Raw genomic sequence first — 21,222 nt, 5'->3', positions numbered from 1 at the left:
CATGGAAATTCGCTGGACTGAATCGACCGAAAAGCTCGACTGGGACGAGATGTCCGAGCTCTATCGCATCGCACCTCTTGGGATCAAGAGTGGCGATTGGCTGAAGACCACTTATTCGAACAGCATGTTCAAGTGTGTTGCCTTCGACGGTGAACAAATCGTCGCTGCAGGACGCGCGGTCGCTGACGGCGCTGACTGCTCCTATCTTTGCGACATTGTGGTTCACCCGGGTTATCAGGGTTCGGGGCTTGGGAAGGAACTTATACAAAGACTGGTTGACCTGTCTAAAGGCCACCGAAAGATAATCCTGTACGCCGTTCCGGGGAGAGAGCCATTTTATGAAAAGTTCGGATTTCGCCGCATGAACACTGCGATGGCGATATTTGCGGACCCACAGAAGGCGGCCGAGGACGGATACACCCAATGATTGGGCGCTGAACTGAATGACACGTTATGGACTCTAGAAAGGAGGTTCGCTCAAATGCTTCAAACAGCAAACTACCGAATCACAAATAATGGAGCAACCTATGCAAGTACACATCTTCAGAGGGCCGGGCCGCATTTTTGGCTTTACCGAACAATCATCGGGTGAAAAGGGCAGCCCACGATCTGGCCGAATCATCGTATCAAGAGAATCCATCGAAAAGAGGTGAGCCGGGATGGGACGAAAAACAAAGGATTCTTCTTGCTGATATGGCGCTTCATCTGCTTCAAACAGCATTAAAAGAAGGTGAGCTATCGGAAGAGGGCCTGAAAAGGAACCTGTTTTCTATATTGACGATTTCCAATCAGCTAATTCCTGGTTATGAACTGAAGAATGTCGCTGACAAGCTGTACTCCGCGTAAGTCTCATCATGCTTCGCATTGAAGGTGAGGAGAGCGAGTATATCGACGATTTCGTGGATACACGCGATGTCGGTGAGCTTGCACGCGGTGACATGTATGAAGGGGAGAAGGGCGTCGCGTTCTATAAAGCACGCAGGTTCTCTGAACGTCGGAGCGAAATCGAGCTACTGGTGGTGTTGGCGCCGTGTGCGCTGATTGGGGACCATTGTTCTCTCTCAATTAGCGTAGGAGCCAACAAGCTCGAGCTGGTGGAACCTTCCAGCATCTGGATTGATTGGAGTCCCATGGCGCTCCCCATCACGCCACACGAGGCGAACACTTATCATCTTGAAGCCCGAGATCGAGCGATACAAATTGCGGCATTTGTCCTTGAAAATGACAGAGCAATTCGTGAGTACGCGCAGGAAATCGGTGTGGGAGCCGATCCGGAAGAATTCGATGCCTAGACGGAGTGAACTTGGAAGCATTGCCAGTGGCTTGCTGCATTCGTTTGTAAGCCGGAACAATGATCTTGATGGATATTGGGGTCTAGGTGTGCTTTACCTTTACGCCAAACAAGTCGGTGAACTTAAGGTGACGATTGATATCTTGAGTGATCCCTTGGCCCCTGCAGCCAAGCGGTTACCGCGCAGACATCTGCAGCCAAACTTCGAAGCGCTCATTGGCCGCTATAGAACCATGCTCCATGCTGTGATGACAAAGCGAGGAATACCTGAATCCTGGGTTACCGAGGCAGCATTCATCATCGAATTCGAGAGTCAGGACGCTGAGCCGTCCTCCTCGAGAATTGGAGAAAATTCCGAGGCGTTTGCATGCAGGCTGTCGATCAAAGATGATCTCGGACGGGCGCATGTCTTGCGCGCAGACGGTTGGTGCTGGCCGCATAATCCTCGGCGCGAAATGAAGAGCGCTCGGGATTGACTAGCCTGCGGCTCTGAGCGTTGATGATGCGATGGGAGTCTTTGCCAATACCACGCCTCAATCAATCCCCAATACGAAGGCCACTTTGGAACTCGAGGAATGGAGCAAGGTTACGGCGGCTGCCCAGAGCAGCTTGAATGTTCTCGCCGGCCCATAAATTACTGCTAGAGTGCTAATCATGATGACGACCGGGGGAAAACAATTGAAGCATTCGCTGCTCCTTCTTGCCGCCTTTGCGCATGTCGCCGTTAGCGCGGCCGAGCCGCCATACACCTTCATCGAAGGAAAAGTTCCGGAAGATGTGCAACCGGACGGAAATTCGATTGTATTTGAAGGCCCGAACGAGATGCTGGTCATTGATACCGGCCGCCATCCAGAACACACCGACAAAATCATTGCCGTCGCAAAGGCGCGGAATAAGCCGATCACGGCGATCATCAACACGCATTGGCACCTCGATCACGCGACGGGCAACGCGCGCATCCGAGCTGCATATCCGGGGGCTAAGCTGTACACCAGCACGGCCGTAGAAGGCGCCTTGAAAGGCTTTTTGATCCGGAATGTTGAAAAGGCAAAGGCCCGGCTGGAAGATCCGTCCGTGCCTGAACCGCGCAAGGCTGATACGCGGCTGTACCTGAACGCGATCAATGATCCTGCTAATTTGATTCCCGATCATCCGGTGACGGGGACGATGTCAATTAGGCTAGGCGAACGCAATTTGAAACTGCATCTTGCAAAGCACGCGGCCACCGAAGGCGATGTCTGGGTTCATGATCCGGTCAGCAAGACTGTGTTCGTTGGCGATCTTGTCGTGGTGCCGTTACCGTTCTTCGATACGGGATGTGCGGAAGGCTGGCGCCAGGCGCTGGCTGAGATTGACGGGCTCGATTTCCAGACCCTGGTGCCGGGTCACGGTCTGCCGATGGATCACGCCATGTTCTCCAGCTACCGCAGCGCATTCGATGCATTTACTGCCTGCGCCGAAAGCAGCCAGCCTACAGCGAACTGCGTTGCGACCTGGATGCAGAAGGGGGCGCGCTTCGTCGCCATGCATCCGGCTCCGAAGTATTCGGAGCCAGCGCTGGCATACTATGTCGATCAGGTGTTGCGTGTGCCTGCCAAGCGCGCTGAGTACTGTGGCAAACCAAATGAAACCACACGATAAGATAATCAAAGAAGCTGCAGTACGCCATTTGGTGCCAATTGGTGGAGTTCAGAAGGGCAGGTCCAGAATCTGGCTGGTGGATTGCGGTTGGTATGCCGCGATTGTTGAATTCCAGCCTAGCTCATGGAGCAGAGGCGCATACCTGAATGTAGGTGCGCATTTTCTCTGGCGCCCGACGAGCGATATCTCTTTCGACTTTGGATATAGAAAAGAGGGCCATGCACAGTTCGTTGATGAGGAACAGTTTGCGAAGGACGCGGATTGGCTTGCACAAAGGGCAGCGGAGGAAGTGGGCCTATTGCGGACGAAACTTCATAGCCCGCTGGCCATTCACTCCATGACGCCCAAGAATACGGGGGAAGAGTGGATCGATCGATTCCATCGCGGGGTTTCGCTAGGATTGGCTGGGAGGGCTGATGATGCTGCGTTCGTCTTGGGCTCGGCACACGAGGAGTCAGCCCAATTGCTCCCGCTTCTTTCAGACGCTGCCGCGTTCGAAAAGAAAATCATTGAACAGATCGAGGTTCGACGCAATGCACTCAAGTTTCCTGCGTTAGGTATTGAGGATAGATGGGTTGGTGGATTGAAAAAACAATGACATCGTTGAAGACAGAAACATTTCCTATTAGGCTGCCTGGGCGTCTGCTCGAAGAGGGGCTGGTAGTTGAACGAGCGAGGATTTCCGGTTCGATATGCGCAAATTATTTGGAACACTAAGGCATCACAGTACGAGTCCTGCTCGTGGCTACGGCGAAACGGAACTGGCCCAGATTTCACGTCTCTATGACGTCGAGATCACCGGAGATTTCCGGCTATTTCTAATGGAAGCCGGGCGGACATCGGGGTGTGCACTGGGCGAAGGTGCATTTGGGCTGGAACTGCTCTTTTTCCCCTACTGCTCATCCGACGTGCGGTTCCAGGTTCTTGGACAATACCATTTACGGGAAGACTTATTGAACCTCGCTTTCGCTGAGATGAAGGCTCAAGAGCAGTACGATATCAGCAAGACGAAAATGAACGAGTTCGTTGAAAGTAAGCCGTTCTTTCTCTCGTGTGAAAATCAGACGCAGTACTTCTTTGTGCCGACCGCCGATGGCGGCGATGTAGTTCATCGTTTCGACGAGAACAGCGGGAACGTGATCCGCTCTGAGTTCAGGCTCCAAGACTACCTGGAGAGGATTCTGGTGCCGACCGAACCTTTGGGGCGAATCTGGTGCGGCGAATTACTTGTCCCATAGGACGGCAAGAACGCTAACTTCAGGCTAGCCGCATCAGGACTGCGCCGGCGGCGATTGCCGCGATGGCGAGGGCGCGCTTGCTGCCTATGCGTTCGGACAGGAAGAACTTGGCGATCAGCGCCGCGAATAGGATCGACGTCTCGCGCAGGGCTGCGACGGCGGCCAGCGGGGCGACGGTCATGGCCCACAAGGCGAGGCCATATGCGCCGAGAGTCCCGGCACCGCCGAGGATGGCGACTTTCCAGAATTGTTTGACGTAGGCGTGCAGCTCGCGTGGGCAGCGCAGGAGGCACCAGGCCAGCAGGCCGATGGCGCTGAGAATGTGCAGCCACATGACGTAAGCGGCTGGAGCGGTGGAGGCGCGCGCCCCCAGGCCGTCGATCAGCGTGTAGGTGGCGATTACCAAGGCGTTCAGCAAGGCATAGACCGTGGCACGACGGCGGGAATGGGCGCTCGCATCGTCGGGCGCGGCGGGCCGGGTCGCGAACCAGAGGCCGAAGATGCCGCCACTGATGCAGGCGACTGCGGCGTATTGCGTGACGCTGAGGTGCTCGCCCAGCATGGGTACGCTGGAGAGGGCGACCAGCAGCGGGGCGCTGCCGCGCATCAGCGGATAGGCGTGGCTCATATCGCCGTGGCGGTAGGCTGCCGCCAGCAGTCCGTAATAAGCGTAATGGATGACGGTGGACGCCAACGCATATGGCCAGCTTGCCGCTGCCGGTTGCGCGAGGAAAGGAAGCAGAGGTAGCGAGATCAGGCCGGCGCCGCTAGCCACCAGTACGCTGCTCAGGAACGGATCGCGGCCCTTCTTGACCAGCGCATTCCAGCCGGCGTGAAACAGCGCGCCGCATAGTACGATGGCGACGACCGAGGGCGCCATCAGCGGCCGCGCACGCTTTCAGCCAGTATTTCCGGACGATGGTAGCGCTGGAAACCTTCCATTACGACATTCGACTTGGCGGCGCGTTCCAGCATTTCGAGCAGTACGGCGCGATCATCCGGGTTCAATGAAGCACGCGAGACGTAGACGCCGGTTTGCTGCCAGGGCAGCTCGGGAATCGGCTCCATGCGCAGCCGGTCCAGCATGCCATTCACGCGAGTGTCGCGGTTGATGGAGCCGGCCAGGATGGTCGGTCCCATGATCGTGATGTCCACCGCGCCAGCGTACAGCAGGCGCGCGATTGCGCTCGGCTCCACCTCCGTGAACAGGCGCCCCTGGCGAGCCAGTTCACGTACGATGGCCTGGTAGGCATCGCCATAATCGTAGCCGCGGACAATCGCTACGCGCAGGTCGCGCCGGTCCAGCAAATCCTGGGCATTGGCGATCTGCGGACGTGGGCTTTGCAGCGAAATCAGCACGGCGCGGTGGCCCACCATCGGCACGAAGATGCCGTTGACATCGCGCGCCGCGGTGCGGGTGGCTGGCACCAGCAGGTCGGCCTTGCCGGATTCGAACAGCAATTCCTGGCGGGCGCGCGGGACCGAGGTGAAGGTGAAATGGCAGCCGGCGCGCGGACCGAGGCTGCGGAATATCTCCGGATAGATGCCGCTGAAAGTCCCATTGCCGACGATGACGCTGACGCCGGTGGTCGACACCGGCACCACGATGTCGCGCGAGCAGCCGGCATGCGACGGCAGCGCCGCTACCGCCAGGGGCAGGGCGGCGAGCAACTGGCGGAAGAAGCTGTGCACGCGTGCGGACATAGCTCGATTATGCGCCTGTTTCCGTGGTTGCCGTGGCGGCCATATGGTGTTGGCGGAAGTAGCGGCGGGCGACGTAAATGCCGACCGCCTGCATTGCTGCGCAGAGGAAGAATGTGCTGCCGATGCGCCAGTCGCTTGGAGGCAGGTGGCTGACCGTGCCCAGGATGGCGCCGCCCAGCAAGGGCATGATCACCGTGCCAAGGCTGCTGATTGACTGCAGGGACCCCATCAACTCGCCCTGCTCGTTCGCCGGCGTGGCTTTGGATACGATGCCTTGCAATGCAGGGCCTGCGGCGAAGGCCAGCAGGTTACACAGGATGAAGACGTACATCATCCAGCCTTGCGTAGCCAGGCCATACAGCATATAGGTGATGGCACCCGAGGTCAGTCCAAGCAGCGACAGGCGTACTTCGCCGAACTTCCGGATCAGGACACCGAGCAGGCCGGCCTGCACCACGGCGGCGGTGAGGCCGACGCAGAACAGGGCTGCGCCGTTTTCCGCAGGACTCCAGCCGAAGCGGAAGTGGGTGTACAGCACCCAGGTCGATTGCAGCATCATCTGCGCGCCGGTCACCAGGGCGAAGGTGATGACCAGGCCGCGGATATCCTGGCGCTTGGCCAGCTTGGCCAGCGAGTTGAACGGGTTGACCGACACCAGCTTGAATTTGCTGCGCTGCGCTTCCGGCAGCGATTCCGGTACGAAGAAGTAGCCGTAAATGAAGTTGGCGAAGGACAGCGCCGCCGCAACGTAGAACGGGAGGTGCAGGTTGATGTCGCCCAGCAGGCCGCCCAGCATCGGGCCGCAGATGAAGCCCAGGCCGAAGGTGGCGCCGATCTTGCCGAAGCTCTTGGCGCGGTCTTCGTGGGTGGAGATATCGGAGGCGTAGGCCGAGGCCACCGACATGCTGGCCGACGACATGCCGCCGATTACGCGGCCGATGAACAGGCAGGCCAGGTTGGGCGCCCAGGCCGTAGTCAGGAAGTTGATGCCCATGCCGGCCATGGAGTACAGCAGTACGGGGCGGCGGCCGACACGGTCGCTGATTGCGCCCAGCATCGGCATGAAGATGAACTGCAGCAGGCCGAAGGTGGCGCCGAGGATGCCGTACCACAGGGCATGCAGCTCGCGGTCCTGCACGTACTGGCCGACCAGGATCGGCAGCACCGGCACGATTATGCCGATGCCAAGCATGTCGATGAAGATGCTGACCAAAACGAAATTCAGGTTGCCCTTGGATTTGATGTCTGGCGCGATTTCGCTCATGCCGCCACCGCCCATTCTGCGACAAAGCTGTCGCGGAAGGCCAGCAGTTCCTGCAGGCGTTGTTCGCCTAGCGCCCGGCCGGCGTCGGTCTGCATGGTGCCGGGCAGGGTGGCCAGCTTTACTTCAATGTGATCCAGCGAATAGATCTTGTCGTTGCGTTCGCGGTTCGCAGCCAGTGGATCATCCGGGTGTGCCAATGCGGTGCCCATGCGGCCGGCAATATAGAACATGCGCGCCAGACCGACGGCGCCGAGTGCGTCGAGACGGTCGGCGTCCTGCACGATGCGCGCTTCCAGCGTGGCCGGTTGCAGCGCGGCGGAAAAACTATGGGTTTCAATAGCATGGGCCACGGCTTCCAGGCGGTCGGCCGGGAAGCCGACTTCGGTCAGTTGGGAGCGCGCCAGGACAGCGGCCTGGCGCGATGCCAGGTGGCGCTCCGGGTGGTTTTTCGGCAGGTTGACCAGGTCGTGCAGGTAGCAGGCGGCCATCACGACCAGTCGGTCGGCGTCGGGATGCTGTTCCAGCAACAGCTTGGCGTTGCGCCATACCCGGTGCAGGTGATTGGTGTCATGGGCGCCATCGTCGCCCGCTGCTGCGCTGGCCAGCGCGACCAGGCGCGGCTGCCAACTGCTCAGATTGATTTCCATAAAGCCTTGATTCCTTTTTTTAGCTGCGCAATTGTGCCATGTATTTATCGCAAGCTTGTATGTTTCTCTAGAGCAAAATTGTTGGTGATTATTTTATTGGTCTACGGTAACATTACGGTGTCATCGTTCATAAGTGAAAAATTATCATGACTACAACGTCCAACCAAGCTGCCGAGTTCCTGGCCTTTACCCTGGGGCAGGAAGAATACGGCATCGATATCCAGAAGGTCAGCGAGATTCGCAGCTACGAAAGCCCGACTCGCATTGCCAGCGCGCCGGACTACGTCAAAGGCGTGATCAACCTGCGCGGCCTGATCGTGCCGATCATCGACATGCGCGTACGCTTCCAGCTTGGCGAGCCGACCTACGGCCCGTTCACTGTGGTCATCATCCTGCATATCGGTACCCGCACCGTAGGTGTCGTGGTGGATGCCGTGTCCGATGTAACGACCCTGCAACCGGAACAGATCAAGGCTGCGCCGGATATCGGCGGTTCGATGGATACTGAATACATCACCGGCCTGGGTACCATCGATGACCGCATGTTGATCCTGGTCGATATTGAACGCTTGATGTCTTCTGCTGACATGGGCCTGATCGAGAAGATGGCGGCATGAAATTCCTGAACAACCTGAGTATCGGCAAACGCCTGGCCTTCGGCTTTGCCGTTACGCTTGCACTGTCCATCGTAATTGCTGCCATCGGCGTCTGGCGCCTGCAGCAAGTTGCCGGCGCTACGCGCCATATGATGGAGACGCCGCTGGCGAAAGAACGCATGATCTCCGACTGGTATTCGAAGATCGACAGCGCGATCCGTCGTACTACCGCGATTGCCCGCAGCAGCGATGCGACGCTGGGCGCCTTCTTCTCCGAGGAATCGAAAGCTTCCACCGCCGCCTCGGCAGAGTTGCAGAAGAATATTGAACCGCTGATCAGCGACGCCGACGAGAAAGCCATGTGGGATCGCGTGATGGAGCAGCGCAAGGCCTATATCGCATCGCGCGACAAAGTCGCCAAGTTGAAGACCGACGGTGAGCTGGAACAGGCGAACGAAACCTTTGAAAAGACTTACCGCCCGGCCGCCGCGCAATACCAGGCACTGGTGCAGGATCTGCTGTCGATGCAGCGCGGGAAGATCGATGCCATCGGTAAGGAGATTGACAGTATTTCGGCCAACAGCCGCAGCCTGCTGACGGTACTGGCGGTGCTGGCCGTAGCTTTCGGCGCGGTATGCGCGTATGTGCTCACCAAAGGTATCACCATGCCGCTGTCGCGCGCGGTCGATGCGGCGCGCCGTGTGGCCGCCGGCGACCTGACCGCCGATATCCGCGTGCACGGCAGCGACGAAACCGGCCAATTGCTGGGTGCATTGCGTGACATGAACCTGTCCTTGCTGAATATCGTCAGCGAAGTGCGCAACGGCACCCATTCGATCACGATCGCTTCCAGCGAGATCGCAGCAGGTAACCAGGACCTGTCGGCGCGTACCGAGCAGCAGGCCGCGTCGCTGGAGGAAACTGCATCGTCAATGGAAGAACTCACTTCGACCGTCAAGCAGAATGCCGATAACGCACGCCAGGCCAACCAGCTGGCTGGCGCAGCCGCTTCGGTGGCGCGCAAGGGCGGCAGCGTGGTGTCGGAGGTGGTGGGCACCATGGAGTCGATCGATGCTTCTTCGCGCAAAATCGTGGACATCATTACCGTGATCGACGGGATTGCGTTCCAGACCAATATCCTGGCACTGAATGCCGCGGTGGAAGCGGCACGTGCCGGCGAGCAGGGTCGCGGCTTTGCGGTGGTGGCGTCGGAAGTGCGCAACCTGGCGCAGCGTTCGGCTGCGGCGGCGAAGGAGATCAAGGAATTGATCGGCGACTCGGTCGAGAAGGTCAATGCCGGTACGCGGCTGGTGTCGGATGCGGGCAATACGATGGAAGAAATCGTCTCCAGCGTGCAGCGCGTGTCGGACATCATCAGCGAAATCACGGCTGCCAGCGCCGAGCAGAGCTCCGGCATCGATGAAGTCTATAAGGCTGTTGGCCAGATGGACCAGGTCACGCAGCAGAATGCCGCATTGGTGGAAGAGGCGGCGGCCGCCGCCGAATCCATGCAGAACCAGGCCAGCAACCTGGCCGACGTGGTCAGCGTGTTCAAGGTTCGCTAAGCAGCACTTTCGCGGATCGCCTGTTGCGACAGGCGGTCCGCGTCCCCATTCCTGTGACGCGGCACCCAGCGCACATTCACTTGCGCTAGTGCCGCCATCAACTGCCCGACACGGGCGCGATGTTCTTCCAGCGCTTTGGCCCCTGCCTGGGGCGATACCAGCACATCCTGCACTACCACCTGGCTGTCGCCGTACACCAGCAGCTCCGCCACGCCCAATTCCACAGCTTTTTCCAGCGCCGCGATCAGGGCCAGGTATTCGGCATCGCCGCTGCTGCCTTGGCCCGCTCGGCGGCTGATTTCCACACGTTCTCCGCCAGGCCCGGACAACAGTACGCCGATGCCGATGCGGCCGGGGTTGGGATGGGCAGAACCGTCAAACCATGCGTGCCATGCGGCGGGAGAGGCGGGGACGGGCTGGCGCGCGAGTTTTTCGGCGCGCGCACGTTCTTGTTTCGTTGACATAGCTGATTATATTTGCAACACTTGCGGCTCGTTTTTCCCTCCACTTTAACAGGTGATTGTGAGCCTCACTGCCGAACAAATCCTGGCGCTTGCGCCGGACCCCGCATCCGCCAAAGCTGGCACTGGGCAGGCCAGCCTTTCCAAATGGTCTGGCCTTGGTGGGCATGCACAAGCTCTATGGGGCCTGTGCCAGGGCAGTGGCAAAGAGCCCTACCGTGCCCAGATCGACCTGGCCGGCCCGGCGTTCAAATGCAATTGCCCAAGCCGCAAATTCCCCTGCAAGCATGGCATCGGCCTTTACCTGCTGTATGCGCGCGATAGTGCCGCCTTCAAGGAGATTGAGGCACCGCAGTGGGTGAACGACTGGCTGCAAAGCCGCGAAGAGCGCAGCGAGAAGAAGGCTGTGAAAGAAGCGGAAGCGGCGACGCCGGAGGCGATTGCAGCGCGCGAAGCCAGCCAGCAAAAGCGCCAGGAAAAACGGCAGGGTAACGTGGAGGCCGGCCTGGCCGTGCTTGACGCATGGCTGGAAGACCTGGCGCGTGAAGGCTTGGCTACCCTGCGCAGCAAACCTTCCAAGGACTGGGAGGCCATGGCTTCCCGCCTGGTCGATACGCAGGCGCCGGGACTGGCGTCGCGCGTGCGCCGGCTCGGGCTTTCGATATATGGCGGCGGCAACGATGGCTGGGAACTGGCCGCCGCGCGCGAACTGGCGCAACTGGCGCTGTTGCGGCAGGCCTATGCGCGCCTGGCGTCGTTGCCGGAGGGCCTGCAGCATGAGGTGCGCTCCGCCATTGGCTGGGCGGCCAGCCAGGACGACGTGCTGGCGCAGCCGGGCGTCCATGATCGCTGGCTGGTGATGGGTGCACGCACGCTGGAGGACGGGCGCGTGGGTAGTTGCGCGACCTTCCTGCGCAGTGAAAGCAGTGGGCGCTGGGCGATGCTGCTGCAGTTTTCCGCCGGCAGCATGGCGCTGCCACCTGCGCCGCCGACCGGTGCGATTTACCAGGGCACAGTGCATTACTATCCGGCAGCCGTGCCGATGCGCGTCGTGTTTGCCGATGATATGAAGCTGCTCGATGCTGCGCCTGGTGCGCAGCCGGTGGCTGCAGCAACGGAGCTGGCGGCGGAGTTTGAGCGCTACGCGCAGGCCTTGGCGACCAATCCTTTCCTCGAGTCCTGGCCGATGGCGTTGGAGCAGGTCACCCCCGTCCATGCAGCGGGGCAGGCGATGCCGTGGTCGCTGCGCGCTGCCAATGGCGAAGCGCTGGCGGTTGACGCGGCGTTCCGCCAGGGCTGGCAGCTTCACGCGCTCGCGGGCGGCTATCCACTGCGGGTATTCGGGCTGTGGCAGGGGTATTCCTTCCTGCCGCTGTCGGCCCATGTCGCCGGCCGTACTTTCAATCTTGACGGGGGGAAGGGCTAATGCAACTGCCTGTTAATTTGCATAAAGCCGTGTTGGCGGGCACCAGCCGCGTGCCATTCGATCCCGCAAGCGGCGTGGCGCCCGCGTTGCAGCCCGTGGCCGGGCAAGGCTTGTGGCATGCATTGGCCGCGCAGGACCTGTGGCAACGCGCCGGATTCCAGCCCGCCACTGGAATCGATGCACCGACGGCTGCAGGAGCCGACGGAGCCGCCTGTCCGCGCACCGCCGAGGATATCTTGCTGCTGCTGATGCGCGGCATGCATGCGAACCTGCTGCCGACCTGGCTGACACTGGCGCAGGCAAAAGGCGTGAGCGTGCCGCACGCCTGCCTGGTGCCTTTGCTGGAACAGGGCATGGGCAAACCTGGATTGCGCGAAACCTTGATGCCGGTACTCGGGGAGCGTGGCCGCTGGCTGGTGGCGCAGAACCCGCAGTGGAGCGCGAAATACGTTGCCGGCACCGACGATGCGGCCGCCGTGGACCAGGCGTGGAATACCGGTGCTCCGGCGCAGCGAGCCGCGGCATTGCGCGCGATGCGTGCTGCCGATCCTGCGGCGGCCCTGGCCAGCCTGCAAGGCGGCTGGGCACAGGAGCCTGCCGATTTGCGCGCGGCACTGCTGCCGTGCCTGGAAGTGGGGCTGTCGCCGGCCGACGAGCCTTTCCTGGAAGCTGCGCTGGACGACAAGCGCAAGGAAGTGCGAGGCGCCGCGCGGGAGCTGCTGGCCATTCTGCCCGGCAGCCAGCTTGGTGCACGCTGCGCGGCGCGCATGGAGGCGCTGTTCACGCTGCAGCCCCAGGGCGCGGGCCAATTGCCGGTGCTCGAAGTGGCGCTGCCGGAGGCTTGCGACAAGGCCATGAAACGCGACGGCGTCGGCGTCGAGAACCCTTACCGCATGGGCGAAAAGCAATCCTGGATCTTCAATATGATGCAGTGTGTGCCGCCGGACCATTGGGCGGAGCGCTGGCGTGTGACTCCGGCCGGCGTCCTGCAAGTGATGCAGGCCAATGAATTCGGGCGTGTGCTGCAGGAAGGCCTGGTACACGCCATCGGCCTGTCCGCCCGCGCCGGATTGGAGCAAGCGGCCGACTGGTTCATCGCAATCCATGCATCGAAAGTGCCCAATGCCCGCGCGCTGTCCGCCAGGTTTTCCGATATGGCGATGGCCTTGCCGCCATCCGCACGCGAACGCGTACTGCACGCCTGGCTGGAATGTGGCAACGGCAGCGGTGTGCCGGATGCATTGTCGCTGGCACGGCAGATGGCGGGCGAAGGCGGTGCCCAGGTATCGCAGGCGGTCTCACGCCTGTTACTGGACCGGCTGCAGCAGATGATGCGCGAGAAGGATGCGCCTGGCTACGGCATGAAGTACGAGTTCGAAACGATGGCCAGCCTGCTGGACGTCAGCGACATGGAATACCTGGAACAGGGATGGCCAGGGCCGGAATGGGCGCATTGGGACAACTGGCGCCAACTGGTCGACGAATTGAAGGAAGCCTTGCGCTTCAAGAACACGCTGCATCGCAGCTTTACGGATAATAAGGAGTAAGCATGGCTAACGAGATCAAAGTACTGCGCCAAAGCGCCGAACAGCAGTTTGCACATGAACTGGCGGCGTTGAAGGAGGCCGACCAGCGTCAGCGCCCGCCGAACTGGGAATTGTCGCCATGGGCGGTCGCCACCTACCTGCTGGGCGGCACGCTGGACAACGGTTTCGAGATCACGCCGAAATACATCGGCAAGCGCCGCATCATCGAGATCGCCGTAGCCACGCTGGCAACCGACCGCGCCTTGCTGCTGCTGGGCGTGCCTGGAACGGCGAAGTCCTGGGTCTCCGAGCACCTGGCGGCTGCGATCAGCGGCAATTCGAACCTGGTGGTGCAGGGTACGGCCGGTACCGCCGAAGAAACCATCCGCTACGGCTGGAATTACGCGCAGTTGCTGGCCAAGGGCCCGAGCCAGGACGCCGTCGTGCCAAGCCCGGTGATGCGCGCCATGCGCACCGGCAAGCTGGCACGTATCGAGGAGTTGACCCGCATTCCATCCGAAGTGCAGGACAGCTTCATCAGCCTGTTGTCCGAGAAGATCCTGCCGATTCCCGAACTGGACGAATACGTGCAGGCGGCCAAGGGCTTCAATGTGATCGCCACCGCGAATGACCGCGACCGCGGCGTGAACGACTTGTCCAGCGCCTTGAAGCGCCGCTTCAACACCGTGGTGCTGCCGCTGCCGGACAGCGCCGACGAGGAAGTGAGCATCGTCGAGAGCCGCGTCGCCAGCCTGGGGCGCGCGCTTGAACTGCCGATCGAGAAGCCGGCGCTGGAAGAAATCCGCCGCGTCGTCACGATTTTCCGCGAACTGCGCTCCGGCCAGACCGACGACGGCAAGATCAAGCTCAAATCGCCGAGTGCCAGCATGAGCACCGCCGAAGCGATTTCGGTCGTCACCAACGGCATGTCGCTGGCGGCGCACTTCGGCGACGGCATGCTGCGTGGGGCCGATATGGCCTCGTCGATGGTGGGCGCCATCGTCAAGGACCCGGTGCAGGACCGTGTGGTCATGCTTGAATACCTGGAAACCGTGGTCAAGGAACGCGAAGGCTGGAAAGACCTGTACCGTGCCTGCCACGCAGTGCTCTGATGGCCCTGCATTTTTTCGGCATCCGCCACCACGGCCCGGGCTGCGCGCGCAGCCTGGCGCAGGCTTTGCAGCAACTGCAGCCGGACGCAATCCTGATCGAAGGCCCGCCGGAGGCGGACGAACTGCTGCCGCTGGCCGCACATGCCGATATGCGCCCGCCGGTGGCACTGCTGGTGTACGCGCCGGCCATGCCGCAGCATGCCTCGCATTTCCCGTTTGCGGAGTTTTCGCCGGAATGGCAGGCCATCCAGCATGGCCAGGCGCATGGCGTGCCGACCCGCTTCATCGACCTGCCGATGGCGCACACGCTGGCCGCGAATATGTCGGTGGCTGCAGAAGAGGAGGGCGAAGAGACGCCCCAGCCCGTCATGCGCAGCGGCGACGCAATGGCCCAACTCGCGCAAGCTGCGGGATTCTCCGACTTTGAAACCTGGTGGGACCACCTGGTAGAACAGCGCCACGACAGCCTGGAGCTGTTCGCCGCCATCGAAGAAATGATGTCGGTGGCCCGCAAGTCGCTGGGCGAGCCGCTGTCGCCGCGCGAAGCCCAGCGCGAAGCGCATATGCGCCAGATGATCCGCGCCGCGCAGAAGCAGGGCTACCAGCGCATCGCCGTGGTGTGCGGCGCCTGGCACGTGCCGGCCCTGCGCGACATGCCGGCCGCGAAGCATGACAAGGACTTGCTGAGCGACCTGCCGAAAGCGAAAGTTGCCGCCACCTGGACGCCATGGAGCTACGGCCGGCTGAGTTTCAACAGCGGCTATGGCGCCGGCGTGCAAGCCCCCGGCTGGTATCACCACCTGTGGCATACACCGCAGCGCGCGCCGACTTACTGGCTGACCGATGCCGTGCGCCTGTTGCGCAGGAACGGCCTGGATGCCTCTTCTGCGCACGTGATCGAAGCGCTCCGCCTGGCCGAAAGCCTGGCCGCCTTGCGCGACAGTTCCCGGGCCGGCCTCGGCGAGCTGCTCGATGCGCTGCAAAGCGTGCTGTTTGGCGAAAGCGATGCGCCGCTGCGCCTGATCGAGCGCGAGCTGCTGGTCAACGACCGTCTTGGCGCCGTGCCGGCCGAGACCCCGACCTTGCCCTTGCCGGCGGACGTGCGCCAGCTTCAAAAGAGCTACCGCATGGCACTGCGCGCGGACCAGCAAGATCTCGAACTTGACCTGCGCCAGCCCAAGCACATGGAAAAGAGCGTGTTCCTGCACCGCTTGTCGCTGCTCGGCATTGACTGGGGCCGTACCCGGGCGGTCAGCGGCAAGAGCGGCAGCTTCCATGAAAAATGGGTGCTGGCATGGGAGCCCGATTTCGAAGTTCGCCTGATTGAAGCCAACGTCTGGGGCGCGACGGTGGAAACGGCCTGCAATGCACGCCTGGTCCACCTGGCCCGCAGCGCCACCCGCCTGGCGGACGTGACCGGACTGGCCGAACAGATGTTGCTGGCCGACGCGCGTCACGCTGTGCCGGAAGTCATGGCGCGCATGCAGGCGCTGGCCGCCACCACCCACGAGGCGGGCGCCTTGCTGGAAGCGCTGGCGCCGCTGGCCAATGTGCTGCGCTACGGCAGCACGCGCAATACCGATACCGCCAGCGTCGCGCAGGTCATGGATGGCCTGGTGCAGCGCGCCTGCATCGCCTTGCCGCTGGCGGCGCGCGGTATCAATGAAGAGGCGGCGCAGCTGCTGCTGCGGCAACTGCTGCAGGCCAACGATGCAATCAGCTTGCTGCAGAAGCCTGAGCATCGGGCAGCCTGGCTGGAAGCGCTCGGGCAATGCACGCGCGGCCAGGCGCATCCGCTGATCGCCGGACGTGCCGTGCGCATCCTGCTGGAACAGCAGCATTGGCAGGTGGAGCAGGTGGCGCAGGCGCTGTCGCTGGCTTGCACCAATCCGATCCAGCCTTTGTCCAGCGCCGAATGGCTGGAAGGCTTCCTGCAGGGCAGCGGCTTGCTGCTGGTGATGAACGAGCAGCTGTGGCAGATCCTGCAATCCTGGGTGGCCAGCCTGCCCGGAGAAACGTTCATGGAGCTGCTGCCGCTGCTGCGCCGCACTTTCGCCACGTTCGAGGCGGCGGAACGGCGCCAGTTGGGGCAGCGCGTGGCCACCGGCACGGTGGCATTGGCGCAGCCAGCGAGCAGCTCCGGTACCGATCAAGCGCGGGCCAGCCTGGTGCTGCCGGTCCTGGCGGCCTTGCTCGGTCCTATCGAAACAAGCGAGGTGACAGCATGAGCGTGAAGCAGTGCTCACAAGAAGAACTGGAACGGCGCTGGCGCCTGATGCTGGGCAGCGAGGCGGATAACCTGCCGCTGCAACAGCAGGACGCTGCGCTGGACCGCACCCTGGCCGCGCTGTACGACCCCGGCGAGCGGCGCGGCGGCCTGCAAGGCTCGGCGCCGAACGTGGCGCGCTGGCTGGGCGATATCCGCGAATACTTCCCGAGCAGCGTGGTGCAGTTGATGCAGAAAGACGCCATGGACCGCCTCGGCCTGCACCAGATGCTGCTGGAGCCGGAAATGCTGCGCAGCGTGCAGCCGGACGTGCACCTGGTCGCCACCATGCTGTCGCTGAACCGCCTGATGCCGAGCAAGACCAAGGAAACCGCGCGCCAGGTGGTGCGGCAAGTGGTGCAGGAACTTGAGCGCAAGCTCGCCAACCCGATGCGCCAGGCGGTCAGCGGCAGCCTGAATCGCGCCGCCCGCAATAACCGGCCGCGCCACAACGAAATCGACTGGCTGCGCACCATCAAGGCCAACCTGCGCCATTACCAGGCCGATTACCAGACCATCGTGCCCGAGCAGCGGGTCGGTTTCGCCCGCAAGACGCAGGCCTTGCGCGACATCGTGCTATGCGTCGACCAGAGCGGGTCGATGGCGCCGTCGGTGGTCTACGCAAGCATCTTTGCGGCAGTGCTGGCGACCATCAAGGCGGTCAGTACTCAGGTAGTGGTATTCGATACCGCGATCGTGGACTTGACCGACCTGCTCAGCGATCCGGTCGAAGTGCTGTTCGGTACCCAGCTGGGCGGCGGTACGGACATCAACCGCGCATTGGCGTACTGCGAGACCCTGGTGCACCGCCCGCAGGAGACGATTTTCGTCCTGATCAGCGATTTGTACGAAGGCGGGAATGCGGCGCAGATGCTGGCCCGTGCGCGCGCCATGGCAGCCAGCGGCATGCAGATGATCTGCCTGTTGGCACTGGACGACAATGGTGCGCCAAGCTTCGACCGCCATCATGCGGCGCAATTTGCTGCGATGGGGGTTCCTTGCTTTGCCTGCACGCCGGACAAGTTTCCAGACCTGATGGCTGCTGCCATCCGCAAGCAGGATATGGCCGCCTGGGCCGCGCAACAGGATATTGCTGTTGCGGGCTAGGCGGCCGTCGTGCCGTTAGCGGCGGCGCGGGTTGTCGGGGCGGTTGTCGTAGCGGTTAGGCACGCCGTCGCCGTCACGGTCGCGGTCATAACGGTTCGGCACACCGTCGTTGTCGCGATCGCGGTCGTAGCGGTCAGGAATGCCGTCGTGATCGCGGTCGCGCCGGCGGTCGCGATGTTGATCGCGGTAGTAGTAATTGTCGCGGTGGTATTCGCGATACCCGTAGCCTGGACCCTGGACGTAGCTCGGGCGGCTGTCGTAGACGGCCCAGCCGCCTTCACGCCAGCCCCAGCCGTTATCGACCCGCACCCATTGCGAGGGGGCGTAGCGGTAGCCCGGGCGTTCCTGCAGCCAGTGGCCTGCCATCCAGACGTGGCGCTGACCGTCCCAGCGCCATACGCCAGGCGCCCAGACGTAGCCGTAACGCGCCGGCGGCACGCTTTCAAAACGCAGTGGTGGAGGAGCGTTGCCGATTACAACGCTGAAATCAACCTGCGCCAGCGCGGCGGTCGGTGCTAATGCAACCGTGCCAAGTGCCAGGGCGGCTGCAGCGATGAGTTTGGATTTGAACATGGCTTTTCTCCTGTTTGGTGATGCGCTGAGTTCAATATACCAAGCGCACCGCCAAGGGGAAAAGCCTGATTCAGTTTATTACAAATCCAGCAGGCAAGTAACAATTGCTCAGATTTTGCTGCCCTGGACCGCTTTGCGTTCTTCCGCCAGCGAGGCCTGTTTTTCCGCTTCGCTCATGCGCTTGGCGGCCACCACCACCACCGGCACCGCAGGCGCTGCCTGGGCTGCGCTGGCGTAGCTGGCCGGCGCCTTGGCATCGACCGCACGGTTTTCGTACATGAAGTTGGCGGCGCAGGTCAGGCCGATAATGGCGATGAACAGGGCTTCGAAATTACGCAGGGCTTTCATGATGTTCTCCGGTTGAGGACTATCCATGTGCACACTGTATCCGCGCTGCCTGGCGGCGGCCATCGTCGTGCGACAAGCTGTAAAAAACGTGGTGCGAAATGCAAAAAAACGGGGCCTTTTAGCCTGAAGCGCAAACAGAAGGGAAATCCTCCTTCATACGGAACGAATGGATGGGCTGCCCCTGTGCCAAGATAAGGAGGTGTGTATTGGGCGCATGATGCCCCTGTTACAATCGACAGGCGCGGGGTCAGACAAGGAGTGGTAAATGTTCAAGATGTTTGGTTTTGGCGGCGTGAAGTGCCCGCGATGCGAGCACCGTAACGGCGACACCTCCGACTATTGCAGCCATTGCGGCCTATCGCTGGGCGCGCCGCGCAATGCGCCGGTGTTGCGCGATAACCGCTGGATCCCGGATAACGATGAGCTGGCGGTGTTCTTTGGCGTGCGCCAGCTCTCCGGCATCTTTAGCAAGACCCTGCACGTGCCTGCGGCGACCCGCGCTTTCATCCTGCAGGGCGAACAGGTTTCCGAGGTGCCGCAGGGCGAGTATGAACTGGACGGCTTTTTCGCCCGCATGGGCAAGCTGCTGCGCGACGAGCAGGGTGAAATCCTGATCACCCGCACTGCGCCGCTTCCGGTCGAATTCAATTTCAGCGACTTGCACAGCGCAGAATTCCTGAAGCTGGCGGCCCACTTCACGGTCGGCCTGCTGGTGAATAATGTGCCGGCCTTTGCGCGGCATTTCATGACCGCGCCGGGCACGGTTACCAAGCTCCAGTTGCATGATTTGCTGGCGCCGTCCATGCGCCAGCTGGCGGCGGAGTTCCTGGGCAGCCGCTCGGTGCGCGACATGGCCGGCGCCAACGTGCTGCGCGAACAGCTCAACGAACGCTTGCATAGTGCACTGGGCCAGCGCCTGGCCGAATTCGGCCTGGCCGCGGTGCAAGTGGAAACCTTGTCACTTCGTCACGATAAGTACGACGACAACCGCGAGCGCGAGGGCAGCCTGTTCCTGGTGGCCGATGAACGCCAGCGCCAACTGGAGCACGTGAAGCAGCTCGACCAGCTTTACAACGAGGAAGAGTGGCAGGCGATCAGCCGCCAGGAGCAGAAGATGCGCAGCGATTTCCGCCGGGCCGAGTTGAAAGCCGACGCCGAACAGCAGCTGCAAGCCATCCGCGCTCGCGAGATCGACCTGTACGGCCGCATTGTCGAAGCCAAGACCCGTAAGCAAGCCTTCGAACACGGCGCCGGCGTGGCGTTGGCTGACCTGGAACATGAACTGGCGCGCCACAAATCCCTGCATGCCGGCGAGGCGGCCCAGTGGGACCAGGTGCGCCGCCTGGCGCAAATCAAGATGCGCACCGAGATGGAATTGGCGCAGCAGGCCGGCCTGGAGGAAAGGGCGTTGGCCAAGCAGCGCTTCTCGCACCAGTTGTACCAGCAACAGCTCCAGCACCGCATCCAGCAGGCGCTCGCCATCGAGGACGAGGAACACCGCCGCAACCAGCTCCAGCTCCTGCGCAAGGCAGAAATCGACGCCCAGCAGCGCGAGCAGGAAATCGAGGCCGAACATCACCGGGCGAAGTTCCAGGGCCTGGCACTGGCCAATGCGGCCCGCCATCGCGAGACGGAGCGCATCGCCGAGTGGGAAGAAGGACTGCACCTGGCACGCAAGCGGGAGCTGGCGCGCGGTGAGGAAGCCAAGGACGCCGGCTCGCAAGTGCAGGTGGCCGAAATCAGCGCCAAGCTGGAGGAATTGAAACGCAGCGGCGCCGCCGCCGAATCGGTCGCCCAGTACGAGAAGCTGCTGCGCACAATCGAGGCCGACGGCGTTCAGCAGCGCCAGGGGCAAAACCTGGCGCGCCAGACGTTGCTCGACCAGGTGGCCGTGGAAGAACAGCGCCTGGAACTGAAACTGCGCGACCAGGAAGCGCAGTGGCAGCAGTCGCTGAAAAAGATGGAAGTGGAGCGTGAAGAGCGCTTCAACCGCTGGAAGGTGGAGTACGACAGCATGGTGGCGCAGCAGCAGCACGCCGCCGACCTGGCCCGCATCGACATCGACCGGCTGGAAGCCATCGGCCGCATGAGCGATACTGCCAAGATTGCGCTGGCGGCGACGCCGAATGCCGACGCGTTGTCGCGCCTGATGCGCCAGCAGGCGCAGGCCGCGATGTCGCCCGAGCAGCTGCAGGCGCTGGCCGGCGTGGTGGCGGCCGAGAACAGCATTACCCCGGCCGAAGCGCTGCGGCTGGCGCGCGAGGAAATCCGGGATGAGCGTTCGTATCGCGACACGGCCGGCGACAAGGAACGCCAGCACCAGCTGGACCTGCTGCGCGCGCAAGCCAGCGTGGGTGCGACGGCCGCGCGCCGTTGCCGCAATGGCCATATGGTGCCGACCGATTGCGGAGAGGCGAAATTCTGTCCAGAATGCGGGGCGCCGCTAGCGAGGTAAAG

The 21,222-nt window shown here is 62.0% G+C and carries 21 protein-coding genes; 14 read left to right on the top strand and 7 right to left on the bottom strand.

The window, feature by feature from the left end; all coding sequences use genetic code 11:
- The first annotated feature begins 1 nt into the window (after position 1).
- From ACQ4MM_RS09765 to ACQ4MM_RS09740, 6 genes are all read left to right on the top strand, one after another.
- Positions 2-427 (top strand): GNAT family N-acetyltransferase, encoded by a 426-nt coding sequence (locus tag ACQ4MM_RS09765; RefSeq protein ID WP_431477188.1) that lies wholly within the window; start codon positions 2-4, stop codon positions 425-427.
- A gap of 137 nt (positions 428-564) precedes the next feature.
- A complete protein-coding gene (locus tag ACQ4MM_RS09760) occupies positions 565-846 on the top strand; it encodes a hypothetical protein (RefSeq protein ID WP_431477187.1) in 282 nt (93 codons plus the stop codon).
- Between the two features lie 8 nt (positions 847-854).
- Positions 855-1,292: a hypothetical protein gene (locus ACQ4MM_RS09755; protein ID WP_431477186.1), complete on the top strand. Its 438-nt coding sequence runs from the start codon at positions 855-857 to the stop codon at positions 1,290-1,292.
- Between the two features lie 653 nt (positions 1,293-1,945).
- On the top strand, positions 1,946-2,932 hold the full coding sequence (locus ACQ4MM_RS09750; RefSeq protein WP_431477185.1) for an MBL fold metallo-hydrolase: 987 nt from the start codon (positions 1,946-1,948) through the stop codon (positions 2,930-2,932).
- Positions 2,916-3,530, top strand: coding sequence for a hypothetical protein (locus tag ACQ4MM_RS09745; protein WP_431477184.1), 615 nt, complete (start codon positions 2,916-2,918; stop codon positions 3,528-3,530). The genes ACQ4MM_RS09750 and ACQ4MM_RS09745 overlap by 17 nt, the downstream gene beginning before the upstream one ends.
- Before the next feature lie 94 nt (positions 3,531-3,624).
- Positions 3,625-4,170 (top strand): hypothetical protein, encoded by a 546-nt coding sequence (locus ACQ4MM_RS09740; protein ID WP_431477183.1) that lies wholly within the window; start codon positions 3,625-3,627, stop codon positions 4,168-4,170.
- A gap of 19 nt (positions 4,171-4,189) precedes the next feature.
- Here the strand turns inward: ACQ4MM_RS09740 and ACQ4MM_RS09735 are convergent, their stop codons facing one another.
- The 4 genes from ACQ4MM_RS09735 to ACQ4MM_RS09720 are packed head-to-tail and all read right to left on the bottom strand — an operon-like array spanning position 4,190 to position 7,785.
- Positions 4,190-5,050: an EamA family transporter gene (locus tag ACQ4MM_RS09735; RefSeq protein ID WP_431477182.1), complete on the bottom strand. Its 861-nt coding sequence runs from the start codon at positions 5,048-5,050 to the stop codon at positions 4,190-4,192.
- On the bottom strand, positions 5,050-5,874 hold the full coding sequence (locus ACQ4MM_RS09730; RefSeq protein ID WP_431477181.1) for a substrate-binding periplasmic protein: 825 nt from the start codon (positions 5,872-5,874) through the stop codon (positions 5,050-5,052). The genes ACQ4MM_RS09735 and ACQ4MM_RS09730 overlap by 1 nt, the downstream gene beginning before the upstream one ends.
- 7 nt (positions 5,875-5,881) lie before the next feature.
- Positions 5,882-7,138 carry a TCR/Tet family MFS transporter gene (locus ACQ4MM_RS09725; RefSeq protein WP_431477180.1) on the bottom strand — a complete coding sequence of 419 codons (1,257 nt, stop codon included), beginning with the start codon at positions 7,136-7,138 and terminating at the stop codon, positions 5,882-5,884.
- Positions 7,135-7,785, bottom strand: a complete 651-nt coding sequence (locus tag ACQ4MM_RS09720) for an HD domain-containing protein (RefSeq protein ID WP_431477179.1) — start codon at positions 7,783-7,785, stop codon at positions 7,135-7,137. Before ACQ4MM_RS09720 ends, ACQ4MM_RS09725 begins: the two co-directional genes overlap by 4 nt.
- A gap of 146 nt (positions 7,786-7,931) precedes the next feature.
- On the opposite strand from ACQ4MM_RS09720, the gene ACQ4MM_RS09715 reads away from it, so the two are divergent.
- Together ACQ4MM_RS09715 and ACQ4MM_RS09710 are read left to right on the top strand one after the other, a co-directional pair.
- The gene (locus tag ACQ4MM_RS09715; RefSeq protein ID WP_431477178.1) at positions 7,932-8,402 is read left to right on the top strand and encodes a chemotaxis protein CheW; all 471 of its coding nucleotides are present in this window, start codon (positions 7,932-7,934) and stop codon (positions 8,400-8,402) included.
- On the top strand, positions 8,399-9,946 hold the full coding sequence (locus ACQ4MM_RS09710) for a methyl-accepting chemotaxis protein (protein ID WP_431477177.1): 1,548 nt from the start codon (positions 8,399-8,401) through the stop codon (positions 9,944-9,946). Before ACQ4MM_RS09715 ends, ACQ4MM_RS09710 begins: the two co-directional genes overlap by 4 nt.
- Here the strand turns inward: ACQ4MM_RS09710 and ACQ4MM_RS09705 are convergent.
- Positions 9,943-10,410: a ribonuclease HI family protein gene (locus ACQ4MM_RS09705; protein ID WP_431477176.1), complete on the bottom strand. Its 468-nt coding sequence runs from the start codon at positions 10,408-10,410 to the stop codon at positions 9,943-9,945. The two genes, ACQ4MM_RS09710 and ACQ4MM_RS09705, sit on opposite strands and share 4 nt — an antisense overlap.
- Before the next feature lie 58 nt (positions 10,411-10,468).
- Here ACQ4MM_RS09705 and ACQ4MM_RS09700 point away from each other — a divergent pair, with 58 nt between their 5' ends.
- From ACQ4MM_RS09700 to ACQ4MM_RS09680, 5 genes are read left to right on the top strand one after another with little or no spacing between them, the layout of a single operon-like run.
- Complete coding sequence (locus tag ACQ4MM_RS09700; protein WP_431477175.1) at positions 10,469-11,833, top strand: SWIM zinc finger family protein; 1,365 nt, start codon at positions 10,469-10,471, stop codon at positions 11,831-11,833.
- Positions 11,833-13,380, top strand: a complete 1,548-nt coding sequence (locus ACQ4MM_RS09695; protein ID WP_431477174.1) for a DUF5691 domain-containing protein — start codon at positions 11,833-11,835, stop codon at positions 13,378-13,380. Before ACQ4MM_RS09700 ends, ACQ4MM_RS09695 begins: the two co-directional genes overlap by 1 nt.
- A 2-nt stretch (positions 13,381-13,382) precedes the next feature.
- Positions 13,383-14,471: an ATP-binding protein gene (locus ACQ4MM_RS09690; protein ID WP_431477173.1), complete on the top strand. Its 1,089-nt coding sequence runs from the start codon at positions 13,383-13,385 to the stop codon at positions 14,469-14,471.
- The gene (locus ACQ4MM_RS09685) at positions 14,471-16,699 is read left to right on the top strand and encodes a DUF5682 family protein (protein WP_431477172.1); all 2,229 of its coding nucleotides are present in this window, start codon (positions 14,471-14,473) and stop codon (positions 16,697-16,699) included. Before ACQ4MM_RS09690 ends, ACQ4MM_RS09685 begins: the two co-directional genes overlap by 1 nt.
- On the top strand, positions 16,696-17,844 hold the full coding sequence (locus ACQ4MM_RS09680; RefSeq protein WP_431477171.1) for a VWA domain-containing protein: 1,149 nt from the start codon (positions 16,696-16,698) through the stop codon (positions 17,842-17,844). The genes ACQ4MM_RS09685 and ACQ4MM_RS09680 overlap by 4 nt, the downstream gene beginning before the upstream one ends.
- A gap of 15 nt (positions 17,845-17,859) precedes the next feature.
- On the opposite strand, the gene ACQ4MM_RS09675 is transcribed toward ACQ4MM_RS09680, so the two are convergent.
- Complete coding sequence (locus ACQ4MM_RS09675) at positions 17,860-18,417, bottom strand: thrombospondin type 3 repeat-containing protein (protein ID WP_431477170.1); 558 nt, start codon at positions 18,415-18,417, stop codon at positions 17,860-17,862.
- Between the two features lie 108 nt (positions 18,418-18,525).
- Positions 18,526-18,765, bottom strand: a complete 240-nt coding sequence (locus tag ACQ4MM_RS09670; protein WP_431477169.1) for a hypothetical protein — start codon at positions 18,763-18,765, stop codon at positions 18,526-18,528.
- Between the two features lie 265 nt (positions 18,766-19,030).
- On the opposite strand from ACQ4MM_RS09670, the gene ACQ4MM_RS09665 reads away from it, so the two are divergent.
- Positions 19,031-21,220, top strand: a complete 2,190-nt coding sequence (locus tag ACQ4MM_RS09665) for a hypothetical protein (protein ID WP_431477168.1) — start codon at positions 19,031-19,033, stop codon at positions 21,218-21,220.
- The last annotated feature ends 2 nt before the right edge of the window (positions 21,221-21,222 follow it).

It is taken from the genome of Massilia eburnea, from assembly GCF_050709955.1.
Classification (GTDB): domain Bacteria; phylum Pseudomonadota; class Gammaproteobacteria; order Burkholderiales; family Burkholderiaceae_D; genus Rugamonas; species Rugamonas eburnea_A.
The sequence above is the reverse complement of the archived record's forward strand: the minus strand, read 5'-3'. Positions and strand labels throughout refer to the sequence as shown.